The sequence below is a fragment of the Streptomyces boninensis genome (assembly GCF_048572725.1).
GTDB lineage: Bacteria > Actinomycetota > Actinomycetes > Streptomycetales > Streptomycetaceae > Streptomyces > Streptomyces boninensis.
The window spans coordinates 1,843,977-1,868,660 of sequence record NZ_CP183837.1; the positions used below are offsets into that span (position 1 = coordinate 1,843,977).

Below are 24,684 nucleotides of genomic sequence, written 5' to 3' on the forward strand. Positions count from 1 at the left end.
CGCACGACAACCGGACGACAACCGCCGTCGTCCAGGCTGGAGCCGCCTGACACGGGGAGGGTGCATGACAGTCGAAGATGCGGGCCGAGCCGCGTCCGGGATCGGGAAGCAACCGCGTGCGGAGACCGACGGGGGGCCGCCGCACGCCTGGTGGCGCACCACGGTGATCAGCCTTGCGCTGCTGCTGGAGGGCATGAGCTCGTCCAGCATCAACGTGCAAGTGGCCGAGATCGCCGCCGAGTTCAGGCCCGGGCCCGCGTTGCTCAGCCTGGTGGTGACCGCGTTCCTGGTGGGTTACGCAGGGCTGCTGCCGGTGGCCGGGCGGCTCGGCGACGCGCGCGATCGGCGCGCGGTGTTCCTGTCCGGGGTCGCGCTCTTCGGCGCCGGGTGCACGCTGTGTGCGCTGGCGCCGGGCGCGTGGGTGGTGGCGGCCGGACGGTTCGTGCAGGGCGCGGGGGCAGCGCTGAGCGCTCCGGCGGCGCTGGCGCTGATCACCGCGGGGCTGCCGGCCGGGGCGCGCCGCAACCGGGTCGTCGCGCTGTTCGGGGCCATGGGCGCGGCGGGCTTCTCGCTGGGTCTCGTACTGCCCGGCTTCGTGGTGACCTGGCTCGGCTGGCGGGCCGGCTTCGCCATTCTGCTGCCGGTGGTGCTGCTCGTACTGGCGGTGTGCTCCCGGCTCTCCCCCGCGGCAGGCAAAGCGCCGCAGCGGGTGGACTGGACGGGGGCCGCGCTCCTCACGGCCGCGCTGCTGCTCGCCGTGCACGCCGTCGCCGGGACCGGCGGCTCCGCGGCCTGGCTGGTGGCGGCCGAGTTCGCCGCGGCGGGGGCCGCGGGCGCGGCGCTGGTCCGGCGGGGCGGGATCGACGGCTTTCCGGCGGCAGCGGTGCGCGCGCCGCGGGTGCTGGCCTGCTGCGTGGCGCTGGCGGCGGTCTTCGCCGCGGTGCTGGGATCGATGTATGTGATCAGCCTGGAGCTGCAGTTGGGCCGGTCGGTCGACCCGTTCCGGGTGTCCCTGCTGATCCTCCCGCAGCCGGTGGCGTTCTCGCTGTTGTCCGCGTACGGGGCCCGGATCGTGACGCGGCTCGGCGTCGGGCGGGCGCTCGCCGCCGGCATGGCGCTGATCCTGCTCGCGCTGGGGCTGCTGGCCGCCTCCGATGAAGGTGTCCGGCCTGCGTACGGCGTGCTGCCGGCCATGGTGCTGACCGGCGCCGGCCTCGCGCTGTGTTTCCCGGCCGCCACCATCGGCGCGGTGGACGCTGCCTCTGAGCACTGCCGAGCGACGGTGTCAGGGGTGGTGACGACCTGGCAGAACGTGGGCGGAGCCGGCGGCATGGCGCTCCTCACCGCACTCGCCCTCGTGCCGCGCCCCGGTGCGGTCGGGCCCGCGGGGCCCGGGATGCTGGTGGCCGCGGGCTTCCTGCTGGTCGGCGGGGCGGCGGCGTGGCTCGTGGCCCGGGGCCGACGGGCGGTGTCCCCGTGAGCTGCGGCCAGTTGCCGCCGGGCGTGCTTCCCGCCCGTACGGATGTCATCGTCGCCGACCTCGACGGCACGCTCGCTTTCCACGGGGCGCCGCCAGGGCCTGCGGTCACGGCCCAGCTGATCCGGCTGGCTGCCGGCCGGGGTGCCCGACTGGTGCTGGCGACGTCCCGGTCCCCGCGCGGGACCCGGCGGCTGCTCGGTTCGCTCACGGACGCCTTCGACCTGATCTGCTGCAACGGCGCACTGTGGCGGGACACTTCGGGCACCGGCGGCCGGGTGTGCCTGCCGCGGGACGCCGTGGTCGCGCTGGCGCGCGGACTGCGCGGGGCGGGCCTTGACTTCTGCGTCGAGTACGGCGACTGGTTCTGGGCCAGCTCCGTGCGCACGCTTCCGTGGATGGGGCAGCACCGCCGCGTGGTGGGTCTCTCGGGTGCCGTGCCGCCGCCAGGTCCGGTGGTCAAGGTCGCCGTCGCGGACGCCGCGGGCCGGATGGGTCCGGTGCGCTCGGCCGCCGGGCCGCGGGCGCGGCTGTTCCCACATGAGCGTACGGGCGATGTGGACGTCACACCGGCCGGGGTGGACAAGGCGGTCGCGCTGCGGGCGCTGCTGGGACCGGACGGCGGACGATTCACCGCGCTGGGGAATGACGTGAACGACCTGGGGCTGCTGCGGGCCGCCGACCAGGCAGTGGTGGTGGGAGGCCGGCTGCCGGGGCTGCTGGGTGCCGCGGGCCGCGGTCGTGCGGTGCTGCGAGTTCCGGCGGTCGACGGGGCGGTAGCCGCAGTGCTGGCCACGGCGGGTGGTGGTGACGATGATGCACCGCCGACGGCACTCGGCCCAGCCCTCCGGCCCGTGGCCGGCCGCCGGCTTCCGCCGGGCGCGCCTGCGCGGACCTGACCGCCTGCCTACCCGCGCCGCGGAACCTCGTGCGGCGGCTGCCTGGTAACCGGCCCCGGTACCGCCCCCGTTCCCTGTCCGGACGCCGCCAGCGCCGGGTCTCCCCTCAGCAGCCCCAGATACAGCGTGCGCAGCTGCGCCCCCGGGTCGATGCCCAACTCCTCCGCCAACAGCCGTCGCCCCTCCTCGTACGAGACGAGCGCCTCCGCGGTTCTTCCCAGCCGGTGCAGCGCCAGCATCAGCTGGGCGCGCAGCGTTTCGCGGAGCGGGTGGCGGGTGACCAGGGCCGTGAGTTCCGCCACCACCTCGCCGTGCCGGCCGAGCGTCAGATCGGCGTCGATGCGCTCCTCCGTGACGCGCTGCCGCGCCGCTTCCAGGCGGGCCGCCTCCTCCCGTACGAGGACCGCACACTCCTGGCCCGCGAAGGCGGGGCCGCGCCACAGGGCCAGCGCCTGCGCGAACAGCCGGGCCGCGTCCGCCGCCTCCCCGGCGACAGCCGCGGAGCGCGCCTCGGCCGCCAGGTTCTCGAAGCGCCCGGCATCGCAGGCGCCGGGCGGGACTTGCAGGGCGTAGCTCCCGGCCGATAACACCACGTGCTCCGCCCCCAGCGCCCGGCGCAGGTGATGCACGTGTATCTGCAGGCTCTTGGCTGCCGCCTTCGGCGGGGCGAAGTCCCACACCGCGCCGATGAGCGCCTCCGCCGGCACGAACTCGCCGGGGTGGCTCAGCAGCCCGGCCAGCAGCCGGGTCAGCGTCGGTGGCAGTGCGATCGGCCGCCCGTCGCCGGCGCAGGCCTCGACCGGGCCGAGAACACGGAACTTCATGGCTTCCCCCGAAGACCGGCGGCACCGGGCCGCCACCGCGATGATGGCAGAGGCGCCGACGGCTGGGAAGCCGTTCTCCTCCGCGTCCCTCCCGCCTCCACAGTCCGCTACATCACACCAGGCCAGGGCCGTCTTGGCCGCCGGTCTCCGCAGGGGGTATCGTCAGCGCGACCCGACGACGGCGCACTGGAAGCCCGGTGAGACTCCGGCACGGCCGCGCCACTGTGAGACCGCCCCGCGGGGCGGAGAGTCAGACCCGCTCCGTCGTCATCTGCTCCACCGAACGGGACGCGTGAATCCCGGGGAGGTTTCATCATCATGGCTCAGTCCATTGCGCCCGAGGCTGCTTCGGCGCAGCCACAGGCTGTTACGCCGGTCTCGCTCAAGACGCTCGCCCCCTGGGCGGTCTTCGTCGGTGTCCTGATGCTCGTCCTGCTGTATTTCGTCGGCGCCGAGCAGGGCGCCACCTCGGTGTTCTCCGGTACGAACGTGCACGAGTGGGTGCACGACGGCCGGCACCTCCTCGGCTTCCCCTGCCACTGACCGGCGGGGGAACTTCGCACTCATGAACTCCATAGCTGTACGAGGCATGCTCGTACGCGGAATGCTCGCCGGGCTGCTGGCGGGCGGCTTTGCGCTGCTGGTGTCGTACTTCCTCGGCGAACCCGCGGTCGATGCCGCGATCGCCTTCGAGGAGCACAACGCCGGGGCGCACGAGCACGGTGAGGCGCCCCTCGTCACCCGCACCATGCAGTCGACCGCGGGGCTGGCGACGGGTGTGCTCGTCTACGGCGTCGCGATCGGCGGCATCGCGGCGCTGGTGATCTGCTACGGGCTGGGGCGGATGGGCCGGTTCGGCCCGCGCGCCGTCAGCGCGTTGACCGCGGGTGCCGCGCTGGTGTGCGTCTACGTGGTGCCGTTCCTGAAATACCCGGCCAACCCGCCGGCGGTGGGTGATCCCGAGACGATCGGGCGGCGGACGGCGCTGTACTTCCTGCTGGTCGCGCTGGCGGTGATCCTTTGTGTCGCGGCGGTGCTGGCCGGGAAGGCGCTGACGCCGCGGATCGGGGGGTGGTGGGCCTCGGTTGCGGGCGGTGCTGGGTTTGTGCTGGCGATGTGGGCGGCTTTCGTTCTGATGCCCGGGTCCGGCATTGATGTCGGGCACTTCCCCGCCGATGTGCTTTGGGAGTTCCGGGTGGCGACGCTGGCTGTGCATGTGACGCTGTGGACTGCTTTTGGGCTGGTCTTCGGGGAGCTGGCGGAGCGGTTGCTGGTGCCTGGGCGGCGGGGTGTCGGTAGCGGTGGCGATGTGGTCGGGGCGGCCGCCGTCCAATGAGAGTCAGTCCATACGCGGTGGGCGCGGTGGGCGGTTACGCAGCCGATCTGGCGATCGGGGATCCGGGCGGGGCCTGGCATCCGGTCGCGGTGTTCGGGCGGGCTGCCGGCGCCGTCGAGCGGCGGTTGTGGCGCGATCGGCGGGATGCCGGGGTGCTTTACGCTGCGCTGTGCGCGGGGGGTGTGGTGGCTGCGGCTGCCGCTACGTCGGGGGCGGAGTTCCGCGACACCACCGAAAAAACCTCTGTGGTCTCCTTGGCAGGACCAAGGGGGTTTTTTCGGCGGCGTCGCTCCACTCCTCCTCAGCGTCGCCGGGCGGCTGTTGCGGGCGGGGTCGTCTGGGCCGTGCTGGGGGGCAGTTCGTTGCGGCGGGAGGCGCTTCGTATCGGCGATGCGCTGGCCGGCGGCGATCTCTGCCGGGCGCGGGAGTTGTTGCCGCGGTTGTGCGGGCGGGATCCGCAGGCGTTGTCGGCGCAGGAGATTGCGCGGGCCGTTGTCGAGTCCGTAGCCGAGAACACGTCTGATGCCGTCGTGGGCGCATTGGTCTGGGGCGCCTTGGGGGGAGTTCCCGGGCTGGCCGGGTTCCGGGCCGTGAACACGCTCGATGCCATGGTCGGTCACCGGTCGGCGCGGTATGCCCGGTTCGGGTGGGCGGCTGCGCGGCTCGATGATGTGGTGGGGTGGCCCGGTGCGCGGCTCACCGCGCTGCTTGCCGCGGCTGCGGGGCCCGATGCGTACGGGGCGCTGCGCGCCTGGCGGCGGGACGGCGGGGCGCATCCGAGCCCCAACGCGGGGCCGGTGGAGGCCGCCTTCGCGGGTGCCCTCGGGGTGCGGCTCGGCGGTCCGCTGGCGTACGGGGGGCGCGTCGAGGAGCGCCCGGTCCTGAATGGCGGGGGTCGTGCCGTGGGCGTCCACGACATCCAGCGCGCCGTCACCCTCTCGGGCCGCGTCTGCCACCTCGCCCTCGCCACCACCCTCGCCGGGCACACCGTCCTGCGCCGAAGGCGCCTGCACCACCGAAAGGTCCGCACATGAACGGCCTGCTCGTCGCCGGCACCACCTCCGATGCCGGCAAGAGCGTCGTGACCGCCGGAATCTGCCGGTGGCTCGCGCGTAAAGGCGTGAAGGTGGCGCCCTTCAAGGCGCAGAACATGTCCCTGAATTCGTACGTCACCAGGGACGGCGCCGAGATCGGCCGCGCCCAGGCGATGCAGGCCGCGGCGGCGCGGGTGGAGCCGAGTGCGCTGATGAATCCGGTGCTGCTGAAGCCCGGGAGCGACCGCAGCAGTCAGGTCGTGGTGATGGGGCGGCCGGTGGGCGAGCTCAGTGCGCGTGGGTACCACGCGGGCGGGCGGCAGGAGTCGCTGCTGCCGGTGGTGACGGGGGCGCTGGAGGAGCTGCGGGCTTCGTACGACGCGGTGATCTGTGAGGGGGCCGGGAGTCCCGCCGAGATCAATCTGCGGCACAACGACATCGTGAACATGGGGCTGGCGCGGGCTGCCGGGCTGCCGGTGGTCGTGGTCGGCGACATCGACCGGGGCGGCGTCTTTGCTTCGTTCTTCGGTACGACAGCGCTGCTGGCGGAGGCGGATCAGGCGCTGGTGGCCGGGTATCTGGTGAACAAGTTCCGGGGCGATGTATCGCTGTTGGAGCCGGGGCTTCAGCAGCTCAAGGCGCTGACCGGGCGGCCCGCGCTCGGTGTGCTGCCGTTCACGCACGGGCTCGGCATCGATGAGGAGGACGGGCTGCGGGTGTCCCTGCGGGGCGCGGTGCGCGAGAGCACGGTCGCGCCGCCGCACGGGGCCGATGTGCTGCGGGTCGCGGTGGCGGCGGTGCCGCTGATGTCCAACTTCACCGATGTCGACGCGCTGGCCGCAGAGCCGGGTGTCGTGGTGCGGTTCGTGGACCGGGCGGAGGAGCTGGTCGACGCCGACCTGGTGGTGCTGCCCGGCACCCGCGGCACCGTACGCGCGCTGGCCTGGCTGCGGGAGCGCGGGCTCGCGGAGGCCATTGCGCGGCGGGCCGCGGAGGGGCGGCCGGTGCTGGGCATCTGCGGCGGCTTCCAGATGCTGGGCGAGCGGATCGAGGACGAGGTCGAGTCGCGGGCGGGGGCGGTGGACGGCCTCGGACTGCTGCCGGTGCGGGTGCGGTTCGCCGTCGAGAAGACCCTGGCCCGGCCGGTCGGCGAGGCGCTGGGCGAGTCCGTCGAGGGTTACGAGATCCACCACGGCGTCGCGGATGTGCGGGGTGGGGAGGCCTTCTTGGACGGCTGCCGGGTGGGTGGCGTCTGGGGCACGCACTGGCACGGCTCCCTGGAGAGCGACGGCTTCCGGCGCGCGTTCCTGCGGCGGGTGGCGGCGGACGCGGGCCGGGCCTTCGTACCCGCGCCGGACACGAGCTTCGGGGCGCTGCGGGAGGAGCAGCTGGACCGGCTCGGGGACCTGATCGAGCAGCACGCGGACACGGAAGCGCTGCTGCGGCTGATAGAGCGGGGAGCGCCTGCGGGGCTGCCCTTTATTGCACCGGGAGCACCATGAGCACCGTCCTGCTGCTGTCGACGGCAGACACCGACCTCCTTGCCGCCCGCGCCTCGGGGGCGGACTACCGGATCGCCAACCCGGCGCGGGTGGACGCGGCACGCGAGCTGCCGGGCCTTCTGGACGGCGCGGATATCGTGGTCGTCCGGCTGCTGGGCGGGAAGCGGGCCTGGGAGGACGGCATTGCCGCTATTGCCGCCGGCCGAGTGCCCGCCGTCCTGCTGGGCGGAGAGTCCGTGCCCGACGCCGAGTTGATGGCCGAGTCGACGGTGCCGGCGGGGGTTGTCGCGGAGGCGCTCAAGTACCTCGTCGAAGGCGGGCCGGAGAATCTCGCCGAGCTCGCCCGCTTTCTCTCCGACACCGTCCTGCTCACCGGGCACGGCTTCGCCGGGCCGCGGGCTATGCCGCAATACGGGGTGCACGGGTCGTACGGGCGGATCGACGGCCGGCCGACCGTCGGTGTGCTCTTCTACCGGGCGCATGAGCTGTCCGGGAACACCGCCTTCGTGGATGTGCTGTGCGAGGCCGTCGAGGCCGCCGGGGCCAATGCCCTTCCGGTGTACTGCGGTTCGCTGCGGGGCGCTGACCCGGGGCTGTATGAGCTGCTTGGGCAGGCGGATGCGCTGGTCGCCACCGTGCTCGCCTCCGGCGGGACCCGGGCGAGCGATGCGTCCGCGGGTGGGGATGACGAGACCTGGGATGTCGGCGCGCTGGCGGAGCTGGATGTGCCCGTGCTGCAGGGGCTGTGTCTGACGTCGTCGCGGGCCGCCTGGGAGGCCTCGGATGCCGCGCTGTCGCCGATGGATGCGGCGATGCAGGTGGCGATTCCGGAGTTCGACGGGCGGATTGTGACGGTGCCGTTCTCGTTCAAGGAGGAGGGGCCGGACGGGGTTCCGGTGTACGTGGCCGAGCCCGGGCGGGCGGCGCGGGTGGCCGGGATTGCCGTACGGCATGCGCGGCTGCGGCACAAGCCGAACGGGGAGAAGCGGATCGGCATCGTCTTCACCGCGTATCCGACGAAGCACTCCCGGGTGGGAAACGCGGTCGGGCTCGATACGCCGGCCTCGGCGGTGCGGCTGCTGGATGCGCTGCGAGCGGCCGGGTACGGGGTGGACGGCTATCCGGACAACGGTGACGCGCTCATCCATGAGCTGATCGCGGCCGGCGGGCACGATGTGGAGTGGCTGACCGAGGAGCAGTTGGCGGCGGCGGTGGCGCGGGTGCCGCTGGCGGACAATGAGAAGTGGTTCGCGGGGCTTGAGCCGGGGCTGCGGGAGGGTATTCGCGAGCACTGGGGTGAGCCGCCGGGTTCGCTGTACGTCGACGGCGACGACATCGTGCTGGCGGCGCTGCGGTTCGGCAATGTCATCGTGATGATCCAGCCGCCGCGCGGCTTCGGCGAAAATCCCATCGCCATTTACCACGATCCGGACATGCCGCCGTCACATCACTACCTGGCCGCCTATCGGTGGCTGGAGAACTCCTTCGGCGCGGACGCCATCGTGCACATGGGCAAGCACGGGACGATGGAGTGGCTGCCGGGCAAGGGGCTTGGGCTGTCGGCGGAGTGCGCGCCGGATGCGGTGCTCGGGGAGCTGCCGCTGGTGTATCCGTTCATCGTCAACGACCCGGGCGAGGGCACCCAGGCCAAGCGGCGCGGGCATGCGACCGTCGTCGACCACCTGGTGCCGCCGATGGCGCGGGCGGACTCGTACGGGGATCTGGCCAAGCTGGAGCAGCTGCTGGATGAGTACGCGCTGGTCAGCGACTTGGACCCGGCGAAGGCGCCGGCGGTGCGGAGTCAGATCTGGACGCTCGTACGGGCGGCGGAGCTGCATCACGACCTGCATGTGGATGAGCAGCCGGGCGAGGACGAATTCGATGAGTTCGTCATGCATATCGATGGCTGGCTGTGCGAGATCAAGGATGTGCAGATCCGGGACGGGCTGCATGTGCTGGGTGCCGGGCCCGAGGGTGAGCCGCGGGTGAATCTGGCGCTGGCGGTGCTGCGGTCCGCCCAGGTGTGGGGCGGAGTGGGCGGGGCGCTGCCGGGGCTGCGGGCTGCGCTGGCGGAGCACTTCGGGCTGGTGGAGGCCGAGTTGCTGGCGGAGCCGGGGGCCCGGATTGTCGTGCCGGCGGAGCTCAAGGCTGTGGGCGTGCGTTCCGCAGGGGCGGAACGGGCGGGCACAGCCGGACCGGCGGACGGCGATGCTCCCGGTGCCGAGCGCCAGCCCCCCGCCCGTACCGCGGCGGATGCCATCGACATCCTGGAGAGCGTGGCGCGTCGCCTCGCCGAGGAGATGGAGGCCCGCGGCTGGGATGCGGCGGCAGCCGCGCCCGTGGTCGCGTCCGTGCTCGGCACCCCCCTGCCGGAGGCAGCCCGCGTGCTGGAGTTCGCCGGCCGCGAGGTCATCCCGCGGCTGGCCCGTACGTCCGACGAGATCGACCACATCCTGCACGCGCTCGACGGCGGCTACATCCCGGCGGGCCCGTCCGGCTCGCCCACGCGCGGGCTGGTCAACGTCCTTCCGACCGGCCGCAACTTCTACTCCGTGGACCCGAAGGCCATCCCCTCCCAGCTCTCCTGGGACGTCGGCAGCGCACTCGCCGACTCGCTGCTGGCCCGCCACCTCGCCGACAACGGCGCGTACCCGAAGTCCGTGGGCCTGACGGTCTGGGGCACGGCGTGCATGCGCACGCAGGGCGACGACATCGCCGAGATCCTGGCGCTGCTCGGCTGCCGGCCGGTGTGGGACGAGGCGTCGCGGCGGGTGACGGGCTTCGAGGTGGTGCCGGTGGCGGAGCTGGGGCGGCCGCGCATCGATGTCACCGTCCGTATCTCGGGCTTCTTCCGGGATGCGTTCCCGCACGTCGTGGGGCTGATCGACGATGCCGTACGGGCGGTGGCGGAGCTGGACGAGCCGCCCGAGTCCAACTACGTGCGCGCCCACGCCGACGAGGACGAGGCGGAGCACGGGGACCGGCGGCGGGCGACATCCCGCATCTTCGGGTCGAAGCCGGGCGCGTACGGGGCCGGGCTGCTGCCGCTCATCGACGCCCGCAACTGGCGCTCGGACGCCGACCTGGCAGAGGTGTACGCGGTGTGGGGCGGCTACGCGTACGGGCGGGGGCTGGACGGCCGCCCGGCGCGCGGCGACATGGAGTCGGCCTTCCGGCGCATCCAGGTGGCGGCGAAGAACGTGGACACGCGGGAGCACGACATCGCCGACGCCGACGACTACTTCCAGTACCACGGCGGCATGGTGGCGATGGTCCGGCACCTGACCGGGGACAACCCGGAGGCGTACGTGGGCGATTCGGCCGTACCCGAGCAGGTCAAGACGCGGACGCTCGGCGAGGAGACGCACCGCGTCTTCCGGGCCAGGGTCGTCAACCCGCGCTGGATGGCGGCGATGCGCCGGCACGGCTACAAGGGCGCCTTCGAGATGGCGGCGACCGTCGACTACCTCTTCGGCTACGACGCGACGGCGGGCGTGGTCGACGACTGGATGTACGAGAAGCTCGCGGCGGAGTACGTCTTCGACGAGACGAACCAGGACTTCATGAAGAAGTCCAACCCCTGGGCGCTGCGCGGCATGACGGAACGCCTGCTGGAGGCGGCGGACCGCGGCCTGTGGGCGGAGCCGGAGGACGCGACGCTGCGGCGGTTGCGGGAGACGTATCTGGAGCTCGAGGGCGACCTGGAGGAACAGCAGTGAGCACGACCACCCCCTATCCCTTTACGGCGATCGTCGGCATGGACGAGCTGCGGCTCGGGCTGCTGCTGAATGCCGTGTCCCCTGCGGTGGGCGGCGTCCTCGTCCGCGGCGAGAAAGGCACGGCGAAGTCCACGGCCGTACGGGCGCTTACCGCGCTGCTCCCGCAGGTCGCGGTGGTGCCGGGCTGCCGCTTCGCGTGCGACCCGGCGGCGCCGGACGCGCAGTGCCCCGACGGTCCGCACGAGGCGGGCGGCGGGGGCGAGTCGCGTCCGACGCGGATGGCGGAGCTCCCGGTCGGCGCGACCGAGGACCGGCTGACGGGCGCGCTCGACATCGAACGGGCGCTGGCGGAGGGCGTGAAGGCCTTCGAGCCCGGGCTGCTGGCGGATGCGCACCGGGGCGTGCTGTACGTGGACGAGGTCAACCTGCTCCACGACCACCTGGTGGACCTGCTGCTGGACGCGGCGGCCATGGGCGCGAATTACGTGGAGCGGGAAGGCGTCTCGGTCCGGCACGCGGCGCGCTTCCTGCTGGTCGGGACGATGAACCCGGAGGAGGGCGAGCTCCGCCCGCAGCTGCTGGACCGCTTCGGGCTGACGGTGGAGGTCGCCGCGTCCCGGGAGCCGGACGAGCGGGTGGAGGTCGTACGGCGCCGACTCGCGTACGACGCGGACCCGGCGGGCTTCGCGGCGCGCTGGGCGGCGGAGGAGTCGGCGGTACGGGAGCGGATCGCGGCTGCGCGGGTCCTGCTCCCGCAGGTGCTGCTCGGCGACGCGGCGCTGCGGCAGATCGCGGCTACGTGCGCGGCCTTCGAGGTGGACGGCATGCGCGCGGACATCGTGATGGCCCGTACGGCGACGGCGCTGGCGGCGTGGTCGGGGCGCAGGGCCGTAACGGCGGAGGACGTGCGGCAGGCGGCGCTGCTGGCGCTGCCGCATCGGAGGCGGCGGAATCCTTTCGACGCGCCTGGGTTGGACGAGCAGAAGCTGGACGAGACGCTGGAGCAGTACGCGGGTGAGGATGAGGACCCGGATCCGGACGGGGGTCCGGGGGGTGGACGACGGCCGGAGGACTCCGGGCCGGACGCGGGGCCGTCGGGGGCGGCGGCTGACGGGCCTTCGGACCCTGCGGACAATCAAGCCGAGCCCGCGGGCGACCAGGCCGAGCATGCGAGCGACCAAGCCCACCCCGCCAGCGACCAAGCCGAGCATGCGAGCGAGCGGGCCGCCCGCGGGGCGGCACGGGCGGGCGCAGGCGGACCGCAGGACGGCGACGCGACCGGCACCGAGACCGAGCCGGCCGCAGCCCCGGCGGACCCCTTCCGTACGCGCCGCCTCGAGGTCCCCGGCACCGGCGAAGGCGCGGCAGGCCGCCGCTCAAGGGCCCGTACCAACGACGGCCGCACCACCGGGGCCCGCAGGCCCCACGGCACCCTCGGCAAGCTCCACCTCACCGCGACCTTGCAGGCCGCAGCCCCGCACCAGCACGCCCGCGGCCGCCGCACCCCAGGACTCGTCCTGGACCGCGACGACCTCCGCGAAGCGGCGCGCGAAGGCCGCGAGTCCAACCTCGTCCTCTTCGTAGTCGACGCATCGGGCTCGATGGCCGCGCGCCGGCGCATGAGCGCGGTGAAGGGCGCGGTCCTCTCCCTCCTCCTCGACGCGTACCAGCGCCGCGACAAGGTCGGCCTGATCACCTTCCGCGGCGCGGAAGCCGACCTGGCCCTCCCCCCGACGTCGTCGGTCGACACCGCCGCCGCCCGCCTGGAGCGCCTCCCCACCGGCGGCCGCACCCCCCTGGCAGCGGGCCTCCTCAAGGCCCACGACGTACTGCGCATCGAGCGCATGCGCGACCCCGCCCGCCGCCCGCTGCTGGTCGTCGTCACCGACGGCCGCGCGACCGGCGGCCCCGACCCCGTCGTACGGGCCACCCGCGCGGCGCGCCTGCTGGCCGCGGACGGCGTCGCCTCGGTAGTCCTCGACTGCGAGTCGGGCCCGGTGCGGCTCGGGCTCGCCACCGAACTCGCGGGTGCGCTCGCCGCGCAGGCGCTGGCGCCGGAGGAGTTGCGCGCGGACGCGGTGTCCGGGCTGGTGCGGGACGTACGGACGACCGGGAGGGCCGCGTAATGCCACAGGGACAGCCTGCCGTCGTCCCCGACGACGGCCTCACGACGCGGCAGCGCCGCAATCGACCGCTGCTCGTCGTGCACACGGGCATCGGGAAGGGAAAGTCGACGGCCGCCTTCGGGCTCGCGCTGCGGGCGTGGAATCAGGGGTGGCCGATCGGGGTGTTTCAGTTCGTGAAGTCCGCGAAGTGGAAGGTCGGCGAGGAGCGGGCGCTGCGGGTGCTCGGGGCGTCCGGCGAGGGCGGCAGCGTGGACTGGCACAAGATGGGCGAGGGCTGGTCGTGGATCCAGCGCGACTCCGAGCTGAGCAATGAGGAGAAGGCCCGCGAGGGCTGGGAGCAGGTCAAGCGGGATCTCGCGGCGGAGACGTATCAGCTGTACGTGCTGGACGAGTTCGCGTATCCGATGCACTGGGGCTGGGTGGACACGGCCGAGGTCGTGGACGTACTCGCGAAGCGGCCGGGCACGCAGCACGTGGTGATCACGGGCCGGAACGCTCCCGACGCGCTGCTGGACGCGGCCGACCTGGTGACGGAGATGGGAAAGGTCAAGCACCCGATGGACACCGGCCAGAAGGGCCAGCGGGGCATCGAATGGTGACCGCGGCCGTCCCTCGTCTCGTCATCGCCGCCCCGGCCTCCGGCAGCGGCAAGACGACCGTGGCCACGGGCCTGATGGCGGCTTTCGCGGAGTCGGGCCTGGCCGTGTCCCCGCACAAGGTGGGCCCCGACTACATCGACCCCGGCTATCACGCGCTGGCGACGGGCCGGCCTGGCCGGAATCTGGACCCGTACCTCTGTGGCGAGGACCTGATCGCGCCGCTGTTCCTGCACGGGGCGGCGGGCGCGGATGTCGCCGTGGTCGAGGGCGTGATGGGCCTGTACGACGGCGCGGGCGCGAGCGAGCTCGCCTCGACGGCGCATGTGGCGAAGCTGCTGCGGGCGCCGGTGGTGCTGGTGGTCGACGCGTCGTCGCAGTCGCGGTCGGTGGCGGCGCTGGTGCATGGCTTCGCGTCGTGGGACGCGGGGGTGCGGGTGGCGGGGGTGATCCTGAATCGGGTCGGCTCGGATCGGCACGAGGAGTTGCTGCGGGAGGCGCTGGAGGGTGCCGGGGTGCCGGTGCTGGGTGCCTTGCGGCGGGCTTCGGGGCTTGAGGTGCCGTCGCGGCACCTGGGTCTGGTGCCGGCGGCGGAGCGGCGGGCGGAGGCCGTGGCGTGGGTCGGCGAGCTTGCGGAGCGGGTGCGGGCGGGGTGTGATCTGGAGGCGCTGATGGGGCTGGCGCGGAGCGCGCCGGAGCTGCCGGCGGAGCCTTGGGACGCGGCAGCTGCACTGGGCGGTGAGGCGCGGAGCGCCGAAATCAAGCCCGTCCGGCGCTTGAGGGCGAGCGCCGGAGGCGCGATTCCCGCGCGCAGCGCGGGGCCAGGTCAGGGTGCCCGAGGCGGCCCCTTGGTCGCCATCGCCTCTGGCCCCGCCTTCACCTTCTCGTACGCCGAACACGCCGAGCTCCTCCGCGCCGCCGGCGCGACCGTCGTGCCCTTCGACCCGCTTCACGACGAGCAGCTCCCCGAGGGCACCCAAGCCCTCGTCATCGGCGGCGGCTTCCCCGAGGCGTACGCGGCCGATCTCGCCGCGAACGAGCCCCTCCGCAAAGCCGTCACCGACCTCTCCGCCACCGGCGCCCCCATCGCCGCCGAATGCGCCGGCCTGCTCTACCTGTGCCGCCGCCTCGACGACAAGGAAATGTGCGGCGTCCTCGACGCCGAAGCCCGTATGACGGACAAGCTCACCCTCGGCTACCGCGACGCCGTCGCCCTCACCGACAGCGCCCTCGCCCCCGCGGGCACGCGGATCCGCGGGCACGAATTCCACCGCACCACCGTCGAAGGCGAGACCGCGACCCCCGCCTGGGGCATCACCCACCCCGCCCCCCGCCGCACCGAGGGCTTCATCCAGGGCGGCGTCCACGCCAGTTACGTACACACGCACTGGGCCGCACACCCCACCACCGCCACCCGCCTGATCGAAAGGTGCTCCGCATGACCGCCCGCCTCATCGGCGTCGGCGTCGGCCCCGGCGACCCCGAACTCGTCACCGTCAAGGGCGTGAACGCCCTCCGCGAAGCCGCCGCGGTCGTCGTCCCCGTGATGGAGGGCGCCACCGGGCCCGGCCGCGCGGAAGCGACCGTCCTGCATTACGCCGACGACGCCAAGCTCGTCCGCGTCGTCTTCGCGCTCAACGAGCGCACCGACCACGCCCGCCGCGAGGCCGCGTGGGACGCGGCAGGGCGGCGGGTCACGGAGTTGCTGCGGCAGCAGGGCACCGTCGCCTTCGCGACCATCGGCGACCCCAATGTCTACTCCACCTTCACCTACCTCGCCGCGACGGTCACCGAGCTGCTGCCAGATGTACGCATCGAGACGGTCCCCGGCATCACCGCCATGCAGGACCTCGCCGCCCGCAGCGGCGCGGTGCTGACGGAGGGCACCGAGCCGCTGACGCTGGTGCCCGTAACGGCAGGCGCTGCGGCCCTCAAGCAGGCACTCGACGGCGACGGCACGGTCGTCGCGTACAAGTTCGGCCGCCAGGCCACCGAGGTCGCGGCGGCGCTGCGCGCCAGCGGTCGTACGGAAGGCGCCGTCTGGGGCTCCTCGCTCGGCCTGCCCGAGGAGTCGATCCGCCCGGCCGCCGACCTGGCCGCGGACGACACTCCGCTCCCCTACCTGTCCACCCTCATCGCACCCGCCCGGCGCGACGGCACCCGCGGAGGCAAACTGTGACCGCCACCAGCTCGAAAGTCACCATCGTCGGAGCCGGGCCCGGCGCGGCCGACCTGCTCACCTTCCGCGCCGCGCGGGCGATCGCCGAGGCGGATGTCGTCATCTGGGCGGCGAGCCTGGTCCAGGCCGAGGTCCTGGAGCACGCCCGTGACGACGCCGAGATCCTCGACTCGGCGGCGATGTCGCTGGAGGACGTCGTGGCGGTGTACGAGCGCGCCGCGCGCGAGGGGCTGCGCGTCGCCCGTATCCACTCCGGCGACCCCGCGCTCTGGGGCGGGACGCAGGAGCAGGTGGACCGCTGTGCGGAGATGGGCATCGAGGTCGAGATCATCCCCGGCGTCTCGTCCTTCTCCGCCGTGGCCGCGCTCGCCGGTCGTGAGCTGACCATCCCCGAGGTGGCGCAGTCCGTCATCCTCACCCGGCTGGGTGGCGGCAAGACGCCGATGCCGCCGGGGGAAGAGGTGCGGGAGTTCGCGCGGCACGGGACGACGATGGCGGTGTTCCTGTCGGCGGCGCGGTCGGGGCAGTTGGCGGCAGAGCTGGTGGCGGGGGGTTACGGGCCTCAGACGCCGGTGGTCGTGGCGTATCAGGCGACGTGGCCGGAGGAGCTGGTGCTGCGCTGCACGATCGAGACGCTGGAGGCCACGGTCAAGGAGCACAAGCTCTGGAAGCACACGCTTTTCCTGGTCGGGCCGGCGCTCGCCGCGTCCGGGACGCGGTCGCACCTTTACCATCCGGGGCACTTCCACGGTTACCGCAAGGCGGACCGTGAGGCGCGCCGGGTTCTTAAGTCCCGTACCTGAGCAACCGAATCTTCCAACATGAGCGATCCCCGCGAACCCGAACTCCGCGAGCCGGACCTGCCCCGTACGGCCAAGGTCCGGCCCGAAGCGCTGCGCACCGGCTGGACCACCGGCACCTGCGCCTCCGCTGCGGCGCGCGCGGCCGCGCTGCACCTGGTGACCGGGGAGGCGCAGGAGTGGGTGGAGGTGGCGTTGCCGTCGGAGCGGCGGGTGACCTTCGCGGTGGAGCGGTCGGCGGAGCTGCGGCCGGGGCGTACCGAGGCCGTGGTGGTGAAGGACGCGGGTGACGATCCGGATGTCACGCACGGGTCGGAGCTGACGGCGACGGCGAGTTGGCGGGCCGAGCCGGGTATCGAGCTGCATGGGGGTGTTGGTGTCGGGGTGGTGACCAAGCCGGGTCTGGGGCTGGAGGTCGGCGGGCCGGCGATCAATCCCGTACCGCGGAAGATGATCACGCAGGCGGTGGCGGAGGTGATCGACCTGTCGGCGCGGGGTGTGGACGTGACGATCTCGGTGCCGGACGGGGAGCAGCGGGCGCGTAAGACGACGAATGCGCGGCTGGGGATTCTGGGCGGGATTTCGATCCTCGGGACCACGGGGATTGTGCGGCCGTTCTCGACGGCCTCGTGGCGCGCGAGCGTCGAGCAGGCGGTGTCGGTGGCGGCGGCGCAGGGGGAGCGGGCGGTGGTGCTGTGCACCGGGGGGCGTACGGAGCGGGGGGCGATGGGGCTGCTGCCGGAGTTGTCGCAGGTGTGCTTCGTGGAGGTCGGGGACTTTACGGGGGCGGCGCTGCGGCGGGCGGTGGAGGGCGGGGTCGAGCGGGTCGTCTTCGTGGGGATGGCGGGGAAGCTGACGAAGCTGGCTGCCGGGGTGCTGATGACGCATTACACGCGGTCGAAGGTCGATCCGGGGGTGCTGGCTGATGTGACGCGGTCGGTGGGTGGGGACGCGTCGTTGGCGGAGGAAGTCGGGGGCGCTAATACGGCGCGGCATGCGTACGAGCTGTGGGAGGCGGCGGGGGTGCTGGAGCCGGCGGGGACGGAGCTGTGCCGGCGGGTGGCGGATGTGATGGAGCGCTTTGTGGAGCGGCGGGTCGCGGCGGAGGCGGCGATGGTGGACTTCACGGGGCAGCGGTTGGTGGCTAGTTGGGGTGGGGGGCTGCTGCCTTGATCACGGTCATAGGTGTGGGTACGGGCGCGGGCGCGCCTTCGGCGCGGGTGCCGGCGGGGGTGGCGCTGGTGGTGGGCGCGCGGCGCCACCTGGAGGCGGCGGAGCTGCCGGAGGGGGTGGAGCGGGTGGTGCTGGGGCGGCTGGAGCCGGCGGTGGAGCGGATGGCGGAGGTGCTGCACGCCTCCAGTGACAGTCCCCTCCCTCCCGGGGGCCACGCCCCTTCCAGGCTATCGTCCGCCCCCACCCCCACCTTGAGTTATCCACAGGCACCGGCACAGGCACCGACACCGACACCGGCACCGGCACCGACACCCACCATCGCCGTCCTCGCCTCCGGCGACCCCGGCTTCTTCGGCATCGTCCGCGTCCTCGCGGATCGCTTCGGCCCGGCCGCCCTCGACATCCACCCCGCGACCCCCTCCATCGCCCAGGCCTTCGCCCGCGCCGGCCTCCCCTGGGATGACGCCATCGTCGTCAGCGCCCACGGACGTGCCCTCCGTACAGCCGTCAACGTCTGCCGCGCCCACCCCAAAACCGCCGTCCTCACCGGCCCCGGCGCGGGCCCCGCCGAGATCGGCGCCGCCCTCGCCACCGCCCCACCCCGCACCCTCCTGGTCGCCCATGCCTTGGGCACCCCCGACGAGCAGATCGTCCGCCTCTCCCCCGCCGAGGCCGCCACCCGCGCCTGGCCGGACGCGGTCAGCGTGGTGATCTCACTCGACGAATCCCGGGCCTTGGCCCCAGCCCCCCGTACCATCGCGGGACCGCCGCCGCTTCCCGCCCAATGGGCCCTCCCCGAAGCGGACTTCGAGCACCGCGACAGCATGATCACCAAGTACGAGGTCCGCGCCCTCGCCCTCGCCCGCCTCGCACCCCGCCCCGGCGATCTGATCTGGGACGTCGGCGCCGGCTCCGGCTCCGTAGCCGTCGAATGCGCCCGCCTCGGCGCCGCCGCCATCGCCGTGGAGAAGTCAGCCGACGGCGCCGAGCAGATCCAGGCCAACGCGGCCGCCCACGGCGTGTCCGTACAGACCGTCCGCGGCGAGGCCCCCGACGCCCTCGCCGAACTCCCCACCCCCGACGCCGTCTTCATCGGCGGCGGCGGCGCCGACCTCCCGGCCATCGTCGCGGCCGCCGCCCGCAGGGCAACCCGCGCCGTAGTCGTCACCCTCGCCGCCCTCGACCGCGTCGCATCCGTACGCGCCGAACTCACCGCCGCAGGCCTCACCACCGACGGCCTGCTCCTCCAGTCCTCCCGCCTCGCCCCCCTCCCCGGCGACGTCACCCGCCTCGCCGCCACCAACCCCGTCTTCGTCCTCTGGGGCCTGCGCCCCGACAGCAACACCCTCCAAGGAGCACCCAAGTGATCGGCCTCATCTCAGCCACCCGAGCAGGCGCGACCGCCCGCGACCGGCTCGCCGCCGCGCTGCCCGGCCGCTGCCGGGTTTACGACGGCCCGGTCCGCGAGGCGATGCGGCGCGCCTTCGCCGAGTGCGATCAGCTGGTGTGCTTCCTCGCTACGGGCGCGACGGTACGGATCCTCGCCCCGCTCCTGGAAGACAAGGCGAGCGACCCGGGCGTGATCTGCGTGGACGAGGCAGGACGGCACGCCGTGGCGCTGCTCGGCGGCCATGGCGGCGGCGCGAATACGCTCGCCCGCGAGGTGGCGGAGCTGCTGCCGGGCTGCACGCCGGTCGTCACTACGGCGAGCGATGCGAGGGACGTCTCGGGCCTGGACCAACTCGGGTTGCCGGTCGAGGGCGACGTCGCGGCCGTGGGTCGCGCGATCCTGGACGGCGAGCGGGTCGCCCTCCGCGCGGACGCGGTGTGGCCGCTGCCGGCGCTGCCGGAGAACGTGGTGCCCGCGGCAGGAGCCGAGGGCGAGCGCCCCTCCCCCACCCTGTACGTGACCGACCGCACGGAGCCGCCGGAGATACCGGACAGGCCAGCAGCCCACCCAACTCCCCAGGCAACCCTCCGCCCGCCCTCCCTCATCCTCGGTATCGGCGCCAGCCGCGGCGCCCCCGCGGACGAGATCCTCACCCTCATCTCCGCCGCCCTCCTCGAAGCCCGCCTCAGCCCCCTCTCCATCGCCGCCCTCGCCACCGTCGACGCGAAGGCGGACGAGCCGGGCCTGCTGGCAGCCGCCCGGCAGCTCGGCGTCCCTCTGCGCACCCACCCCGCCGACGAGCTGGCCGCCGTCGCCGTACCGAACCCGTCCGCCGCCCCCCTCGCCGCCGTCGGCACGCCCAGCGTCGCGGAGGCGGCAGCGCTGGCAGCGGCGGGCCCCGGCGCCGAACTCGTACTCCCGAAGCGCAAATCGGCCCCCGCCGAAGGCCGCCCCGCCATGGCCACCTGCGCCATCGCCCGCCGCCGCCCCCGCGGCCGCCTCACCCTCGTCGGCCTCGGCCCCGGCGCCCGCGACCTGCTCACCCCGCGCGCCCGCGACGAGCTCCGCCGCGCCTCGGTGGTCGTCGGCCTCGACCAGTACGTGAACCAGATCCGCGACCTGCTCCGCCCCGGGACCCGCATCCTCGAATCCGGCCTCGGCGCCGAGGAAGAGCGCGCCCGTACGGCCGTCGCGGAAGCCCGCGCCGGCCACGCGGTCGCCCTGATCGGCAGCGGCGACGCAGGCGTCTACGCCATGGCCTCCCCGGCCCTGGTCGCGGCCGGCAGCGCCGACGACCTCGACATCGTGGGCGTCCCCGGCGTGACGGCGGCACTCGCCGCCGGTGCCCTCCTCGGCGCCCCGCTCGGCCACGACCACGCATCGATCAGCCTCTCCGACCTGCACACCCCGTGGGAGGTCATCGAGCAGCGGGTACGGGCGGCAGCGGACGGCGACTTCGTGGTCACCTTCTACAACCCGCGCAGCCGCGGCCGCGACTGGCAGCTCCCGAAGGCCCTCGGCATCCTCGCCGAGCGACGCGGCCCCGCCACCCCGGTCGGCGTGGTCCGCAACGCCTCCCGCCCCGGCGAGTCGTACCGCGTCACGACGCTCGGCGAACTCGACCCGGACACCGTGGACATGATGTCCGTCGTCGTGGTCGGCAACTCCGCGACCCGCATCGCGGGCGGCCGGATGGTGACCCCGCGGGGGTACCGATGGCAGGTCTGATACCCGCCGCCCCGGTCACGGTCACCACCGACTGCAAAGGCTGTGGCGCCTGCCTCCTCACCTGCCCCACCCACGCGATCCGCCCCCACGGCGGCGAACTCCGCATCCGCCCCGACCTCTGCACCGGCTGCCTCGAGTGCATCGAGGTCTGCCCAGCCGACGCCATCGAGGAAAGGCCCGCGCAGCGATGACCGCGCCCAGAAGCGTCCACCCGCCCAAAACACCCAGAACCATCCACCCCATCGAGGCCGAGTCCTACCGCCGCCTCCGCGCCCGCCTGGACACCTCGCACTTCCCGCCGCTCACCCGAGCCGTCGTCGAGCGCGTCATCCACGCCAGCGCCGACCTTGCGTACGCCGACGACCTGGTCTGCGACGAGCCCGCCCTCCAGCGGGCCCACACGGCACTCACGGCGGGCGCGCCCATCGTCACCGACGTCGAGATGGTCGCGGCGGGCATCACCGCCCGCCCCACGGTCTGCCGCCTGGCGGAGGCCAAGTCGGCGCCCGACCTGACCCGTTCCGCGCATGCCGTCCGCCTCGCGTACGAGGAGGTGGGACCCGGCGCCGTCTGGGTCATCGGCTGCGCCCCCACGGCCCTGGAGGAGCTCATCCGCCTGGATACGGCCCCCGCCCTCGTGATCGGCCTCCCGGTCGGCTTCGTCGGCGCCGCCGAAAGCAAGCAGGCCCTCCGCGACAGCGGCTTGCCCGCCGTCAGCAATGTCTCCGAGAAGGGCGGCTCAGCGGTGGCGGCAGCCGCCGTGAACGCCCTCCTCTACGCACCACCGACAACACCCGCACTACCGACAACACCCGCACCAACCAGCACCACCACCCTCAAGGAGTCCCAGTGACCGCGCCCACCCCCGCCTCCCCCGCCCTCCTCATCGCCGGCCACGGCACCCGGGACGACGCCGGCGCGGAGGCGTTCCGCGCATTCGTACGCGAGCTGGGCGCCCGTAACCCCGGACTCCCCGTCGCCGGCGGCTTCATCGAGCTCTCCCCGCCGCCGCTGGGCGACGCCGTCACCGAGCTGACGCAGCAGGGCGTACGGCACTTCGCCGCCGTCCCCCTGATGCTCGTCTCCGCCGGCCACGCGAAGGGCGACATCCCGGCGGCACTGGCCCGCGAGAAGGACCGCCACCCGGGCCTCACCTACACGTACGGCCGCCCCCTCGGCCCGCACCCGTCGCTCCTCACCGTCCTGGAACGCCGCGTGGACGAGGCCCTGGCAGGCGCCCCGCGCGAGGAAACGACGATCCTCCTGGTCGGCCGCGGCTCCACCGACCCCGACGCCAACTCCGAAGTCCACAAGGCCGCCCGCCTCTTCTGGGAGGGCCGCGGCTATGCGGGCGTGGAGACGGCGTTCGTCTCGCTCGCCGCGCCGGACGTCCCGTCGGGCCTGGACCGCTGCCGCCGCCTGGGCGCCCGCCGCATCGTCGTCCTCCCGTACTTCCTCTTTACGGGCATCCTCCCGGACCGCGTCCGCGACCAGACGCAGGACTGGGCGACGGCCAACCCCGACCTGGACATCCGTACGGCGGACGTGATCGGCCCCGAGCCGGAGCTCCTCGACCTGGTCATGGAGCGCTACCGCGAGGCGGTGGCCGGCGACATCCGCATGAACTGCGACTCCTGCGTCTACCGCATCGCCCTCCCCGGCTTCGAGGACAAGGTCGGCCTGCCGCAGCAGCCGCACTACCACCCGGACGAGGACGGGGACGGGGGCCACCACCACGGCCACGGACATGGCCACGGCCACGGTCACCACCACGCCCATGCCCACCACTGACCCGACCCCGGCCACTGCGGGCGCCACCACCCCGGACCTCCGCCACCACGGCGACGCGGAGGTCCGGGACGCACCCGGGCTCGCCCTGACCGACCTGGCCGTCAACGTCCGCGCCGACACACCCCCACCCTGGCTCAAGTCCCGCCTAGCCGCCTCGCTCGACGACCTTGCCGCCTACCCGGACGGCCGCAGGGCCCGCGAGGCGGTGGCGACCCGCCACGGCGTGCCGTCCGACCACGTCCTCCTGACAGCGGGCGCGGCGGAGGCCTTCGTCCTGCTGGCCCGGGCACTGCGCCCCCGCAAAGCGGTGGTCGTCCACCCCCAATTCACCGAGCCGGAAGCGGCCCTGCGGGACGCGGGCCACGAGGTCCACCGCGTCCTCCTCACCCCCGAGGACGGCTTCCGCCTGGACCCGTCCCTGATCCCGGCCGACGCCGACCTGGTGGTGATCGGCAACCCGACCAACCCGACGTCGATCCTCCACTCGGCAGCAACCATCAGTTCCCTGACCCGCCCCGGCCGCACCTTGGTCGTGGACGAGGCCTTCATGGACGCGATCCCAGGCGAACCGGAGGCCCTACCCCCCTCCCCCGGCCTGATCATCCTCCGCAGCCTCACTAAGACCTGGGGCCTGGCAGGCCTCCGCATCGGCTACGCGCTGGCCCAACCACCCCTGATCGCAGCCCTGGAACAGGCCCAGCCCCTCTGGCCGGTCTCAACCCCGGCACTGGCCGCGGCAGAGGCATGCTCCTCCCCGTACGCCCTGACGGAGGCAGCAGTGGCGGCCCAGCAGCTCACAACGGACCGCGCCCACCTACTGTCCCGCCTGTCGGAACTGGCCGAACTCACCATCACCACCCCCGCCCACGGCCCCTTCGTCCTCCTCCACACCCCCGGCGCCACCCAACTCCGCACCCACCTCCGCGACCTCGGCTTCGCCCTCCGCCGCGGCGATACGTTCCCGGGCCTGGGCCCGGACTGGCTACGACTGGCAGTACGGGACCCGCATACGACGGACCAACTGGCCGTAGCACTACGCAAAGCCCTCGCTGTCACCCCACCAAGGCAGCCGTGAAGACCGGGCGCTGGGCCACCAGCCACTCCTGAATACGATCCCAACGCCGCCAGCCACCCTGCCCGGCCAGCGCTTGGACAAAGACGGGATCACCATCGCCCACTCGGCCGACGACGAAGCTCCGGCAGACCGCGGTGGATACGAAGCTGCCGCGGACGTGGGATCGAGCATGGGAACCCAGTAACGGGCGGTCATGGCCACATCCCATACGGCTCGCCCAGGCGCCGCCAGATCAAAATCGATCAGGTCATCGACCCGCGAACAGCGCACCCTTGTTCCAAAGAACTCGTTCGGGTGACGTGTGACCGCGATGTTGCAATCAAGACTGATCGACTGATTCGCTGGCTTCATGGCCAACCTCATCCTGCGGCTCACCGAAGAAGAGCACAACGAGATCCGCCGCCGCGCCGCCGCGCTAGGCATGACGCTTCAGGCATACGGACGCTCCCAGCTGGCTCTCGACCGGGACGAGACTCGGGAAGCATTCCTGGCTGCCTTCCGTGACTCGCTGCAGCGCTGGAAGGGCGAGTTCGACGACCTCAACGACGAGCTCGCCGCCCGCCCGCGCAGCACTAGCAAGGAGATGGGCTTCGACCCCGAGCAGACCCTCAAGGACGCCAGTTGACCGCTACGCCCGGGTTCCCGATCGACTTCCCATCCTTGCTACAGGCTGCAGCCCAAGTGCCCGGATCCCCAGCCATCGAGGACTACGGCGTCCCCTACGCGGCAGCCCACCGCCATGCCGCCCATATGCTGAATCAGGACGTCTACTGGGGCGCCCATCTCAAGGCCGCCGCCGTCCTCGACACCCTGTTGCGCCATCCCTGGCTGGAGCATTCACAGGCCGATGCTGCGTGGGCTGCAACCCGGGCCGTGCTATCCATAAACGAGCTCACGCTCTCCGTCGACGTAAAGGCTTCAGATATCGCTGACCTCATGCGGCGAGTCATCGGCCCAGGCATCCCCCTCGTAGAGGTCGCCCGGACGCTCAAAGCCTGGACGCTCGAAAGCTGACCCTCGCTCGTGCCTCAGGGT

Annotated in this window: 22 protein-coding genes and 1 pseudogene; 21 read left to right on the forward strand and 2 right to left on the reverse strand. The window is 73.2% G+C overall.

The annotated features are described in order from the left end of the window. The first annotated feature begins 64 nt into the window (after positions 1–64). Positions 65–1,480, forward strand: coding sequence for an MFS transporter (locus ACNNMR_RS08245; RefSeq protein WP_419993873.1), 1,416 nt, complete (start codon positions 65–67; stop codon positions 1,478–1,480). Next, positions 1,477–2,376 (forward strand): HAD family hydrolase, encoded by a 900-nt coding sequence (locus tag ACNNMR_RS08250; RefSeq protein ID WP_419993874.1) that lies wholly within the window; start codon positions 1,477–1,479, stop codon positions 2,374–2,376. Before ACNNMR_RS08245 ends, ACNNMR_RS08250 begins: the two co-directional genes overlap by 4 nt. Positions 2,377–2,384: 8 nt before the next feature. On the opposite strand, the gene ACNNMR_RS08255 is transcribed toward ACNNMR_RS08250, so the two are convergent. After that, on the reverse strand, positions 2,385–3,200 hold the full coding sequence (locus ACNNMR_RS08255) for an AfsR/SARP family transcriptional regulator (RefSeq protein ID WP_419993875.1): 816 nt from the start codon (positions 3,198–3,200) through the stop codon (positions 2,385–2,387). Positions 3,201–3,518: 318 nt separating this feature from the next. Between ACNNMR_RS08255 and ACNNMR_RS08260 the strand changes: the two genes are divergently transcribed. The 17 genes from ACNNMR_RS08260 to cobC are packed head-to-tail and all read left to right on the forward strand — an operon-like array spanning position 3,519 to position 23,649. Next, the gene (locus ACNNMR_RS08260; protein ID WP_419993876.1) at positions 3,519–3,743 is read left to right on the forward strand and encodes a CbtB domain-containing protein; all 225 of its coding nucleotides are present in this window, start codon (positions 3,519–3,521) and stop codon (positions 3,741–3,743) included. A gap of 22 nt (positions 3,744–3,765) precedes the next feature. After that, positions 3,766–4,536: a CbtA family protein gene (locus tag ACNNMR_RS08265; protein ID WP_419993877.1), complete on the forward strand. Its 771-nt coding sequence runs from the start codon at positions 3,766–3,768 to the stop codon at positions 4,534–4,536. Then, positions 4,533–5,570 carry a cobalamin biosynthesis protein gene (locus ACNNMR_RS08270; protein ID WP_419993878.1) on the forward strand — a complete coding sequence of 346 codons (1,038 nt, stop codon included), beginning with the start codon at positions 4,533–4,535 and terminating at the stop codon, positions 5,568–5,570. The genes ACNNMR_RS08265 and ACNNMR_RS08270 overlap by 4 nt, the downstream gene beginning before the upstream one ends. Beyond that, the gene (locus ACNNMR_RS08275) at positions 5,567–7,072 is read left to right on the forward strand and encodes a cobyric acid synthase (RefSeq protein WP_419993879.1); all 1,506 of its coding nucleotides are present in this window, start codon (positions 5,567–5,569) and stop codon (positions 7,070–7,072) included. Before ACNNMR_RS08270 ends, ACNNMR_RS08275 begins: the two co-directional genes overlap by 4 nt. Next, positions 7,069–10,791: a cobaltochelatase subunit CobN gene (gene cobN / locus ACNNMR_RS08280; RefSeq protein WP_419993880.1), complete on the forward strand. Its 3,723-nt coding sequence runs from the start codon at positions 7,069–7,071 to the stop codon at positions 10,789–10,791. The genes ACNNMR_RS08275 and cobN overlap by 4 nt, the downstream gene beginning before the upstream one ends. Before the next feature lie 38 nt (positions 10,792–10,829). Beyond that, positions 10,830–12,917, forward strand: a complete 2,088-nt coding sequence (locus ACNNMR_RS08285) for a putative cobaltochelatase (protein ID WP_420000292.1) — start codon at positions 10,830–10,832, stop codon at positions 12,915–12,917. Then, positions 12,917–13,516: a cob(I)yrinic acid a,c-diamide adenosyltransferase gene (cobO, locus tag ACNNMR_RS08290; protein WP_419993881.1), complete on the forward strand. Its 600-nt coding sequence runs from the start codon at positions 12,917–12,919 to the stop codon at positions 13,514–13,516. Before ACNNMR_RS08285 ends, cobO begins: the two co-directional genes overlap by 1 nt. Beyond that, a complete protein-coding gene (locus ACNNMR_RS08295; RefSeq protein WP_419993882.1) occupies positions 13,510–14,955 on the forward strand; it encodes a cobyrinate a,c-diamide synthase in 1,446 nt (481 codons plus the stop codon). Before cobO ends, ACNNMR_RS08295 begins: the two co-directional genes overlap by 7 nt. Continuing rightward, complete coding sequence (cobI, locus tag ACNNMR_RS08300) at positions 14,952–15,692, forward strand: precorrin-2 C(20)-methyltransferase (protein WP_419993883.1); 741 nt, start codon at positions 14,952–14,954, stop codon at positions 15,690–15,692. Before ACNNMR_RS08295 ends, cobI begins: the two co-directional genes overlap by 4 nt. Further along, complete coding sequence (gene cobM, locus ACNNMR_RS08305) at positions 15,689–16,495, forward strand: precorrin-4 C(11)-methyltransferase (protein WP_419993884.1); 807 nt, start codon at positions 15,689–15,691, stop codon at positions 16,493–16,495. Before cobI ends, cobM begins: the two co-directional genes overlap by 4 nt. 18 nt (positions 16,496–16,513) lie before the next feature. Further along, on the forward strand, positions 16,514–17,665 hold the full coding sequence (locus tag ACNNMR_RS08310; protein ID WP_419993885.1) for a cobalt-precorrin-5B (C(1))-methyltransferase: 1,152 nt from the start codon (positions 16,514–16,516) through the stop codon (positions 17,663–17,665). After that, a complete protein-coding gene (cbiE, locus tag ACNNMR_RS08315) occupies positions 17,662–19,032 on the forward strand; it encodes a precorrin-6y C5,15-methyltransferase (decarboxylating) subunit CbiE (protein WP_419993886.1) in 1,371 nt (456 codons plus the stop codon). The genes ACNNMR_RS08310 and cbiE overlap by 4 nt, the downstream gene beginning before the upstream one ends. Continuing rightward, a complete protein-coding gene (cobJ, locus tag ACNNMR_RS08320; protein WP_419993887.1) occupies positions 19,029–20,783 on the forward strand; it encodes a precorrin-3B C(17)-methyltransferase in 1,755 nt (584 codons plus the stop codon). The genes cbiE and cobJ overlap by 4 nt, the downstream gene beginning before the upstream one ends. Beyond that, positions 20,771–20,974, forward strand: a complete 204-nt coding sequence (locus tag ACNNMR_RS08325; RefSeq protein WP_419993888.1) for an indolepyruvate ferredoxin oxidoreductase subunit alpha — start codon at positions 20,771–20,773, stop codon at positions 20,972–20,974. Before cobJ ends, ACNNMR_RS08325 begins: the two co-directional genes overlap by 13 nt. Continuing rightward, positions 20,971–21,636 (forward strand): precorrin-8X methylmutase, encoded by a 666-nt coding sequence (locus tag ACNNMR_RS08330; protein ID WP_419993889.1) that lies wholly within the window; start codon positions 20,971–20,973, stop codon positions 21,634–21,636. Before ACNNMR_RS08325 ends, ACNNMR_RS08330 begins: the two co-directional genes overlap by 4 nt. Beyond that, positions 21,633–22,574: a sirohydrochlorin chelatase gene (locus tag ACNNMR_RS08335; RefSeq protein ID WP_419993890.1), complete on the forward strand. Its 942-nt coding sequence runs from the start codon at positions 21,633–21,635 to the stop codon at positions 22,572–22,574. The genes ACNNMR_RS08330 and ACNNMR_RS08335 overlap by 4 nt, the downstream gene beginning before the upstream one ends. Continuing rightward, on the forward strand, positions 22,561–23,649 hold the full coding sequence (cobC, locus tag ACNNMR_RS08340) for an Rv2231c family pyridoxal phosphate-dependent protein CobC (RefSeq protein ID WP_419993891.1): 1,089 nt from the start codon (positions 22,561–22,563) through the stop codon (positions 23,647–23,649). The genes ACNNMR_RS08335 and cobC overlap by 14 nt, the downstream gene beginning before the upstream one ends. Here the strand turns inward: cobC and ACNNMR_RS08345 are convergent. After that, positions 23,627–23,916, reverse strand: a pseudogene (locus ACNNMR_RS08345) (aminoglycoside phosphotransferase family protein); the annotation flags it as partial. The gene cobC and the pseudogene ACNNMR_RS08345 overlap by 23 nt on opposite strands. Positions 23,917–23,998: 82 nt before the next feature. Here ACNNMR_RS08345 and ACNNMR_RS08350 point away from each other — a divergent pair. Beyond that, on the forward strand, positions 23,999–24,274 hold the full coding sequence (locus tag ACNNMR_RS08350; protein ID WP_419993892.1) for a hypothetical protein: 276 nt from the start codon (positions 23,999–24,001) through the stop codon (positions 24,272–24,274). Further along, entirely contained in the window at positions 24,271–24,663 is a 393-nt protein-coding gene (locus ACNNMR_RS08355) for a fic family toxin-antitoxin system, toxin component (protein ID WP_419993893.1), read from the forward strand. Before ACNNMR_RS08350 ends, ACNNMR_RS08355 begins: the two co-directional genes overlap by 4 nt. The last annotated feature ends 21 nt before the right edge of the window (positions 24,664–24,684 follow it).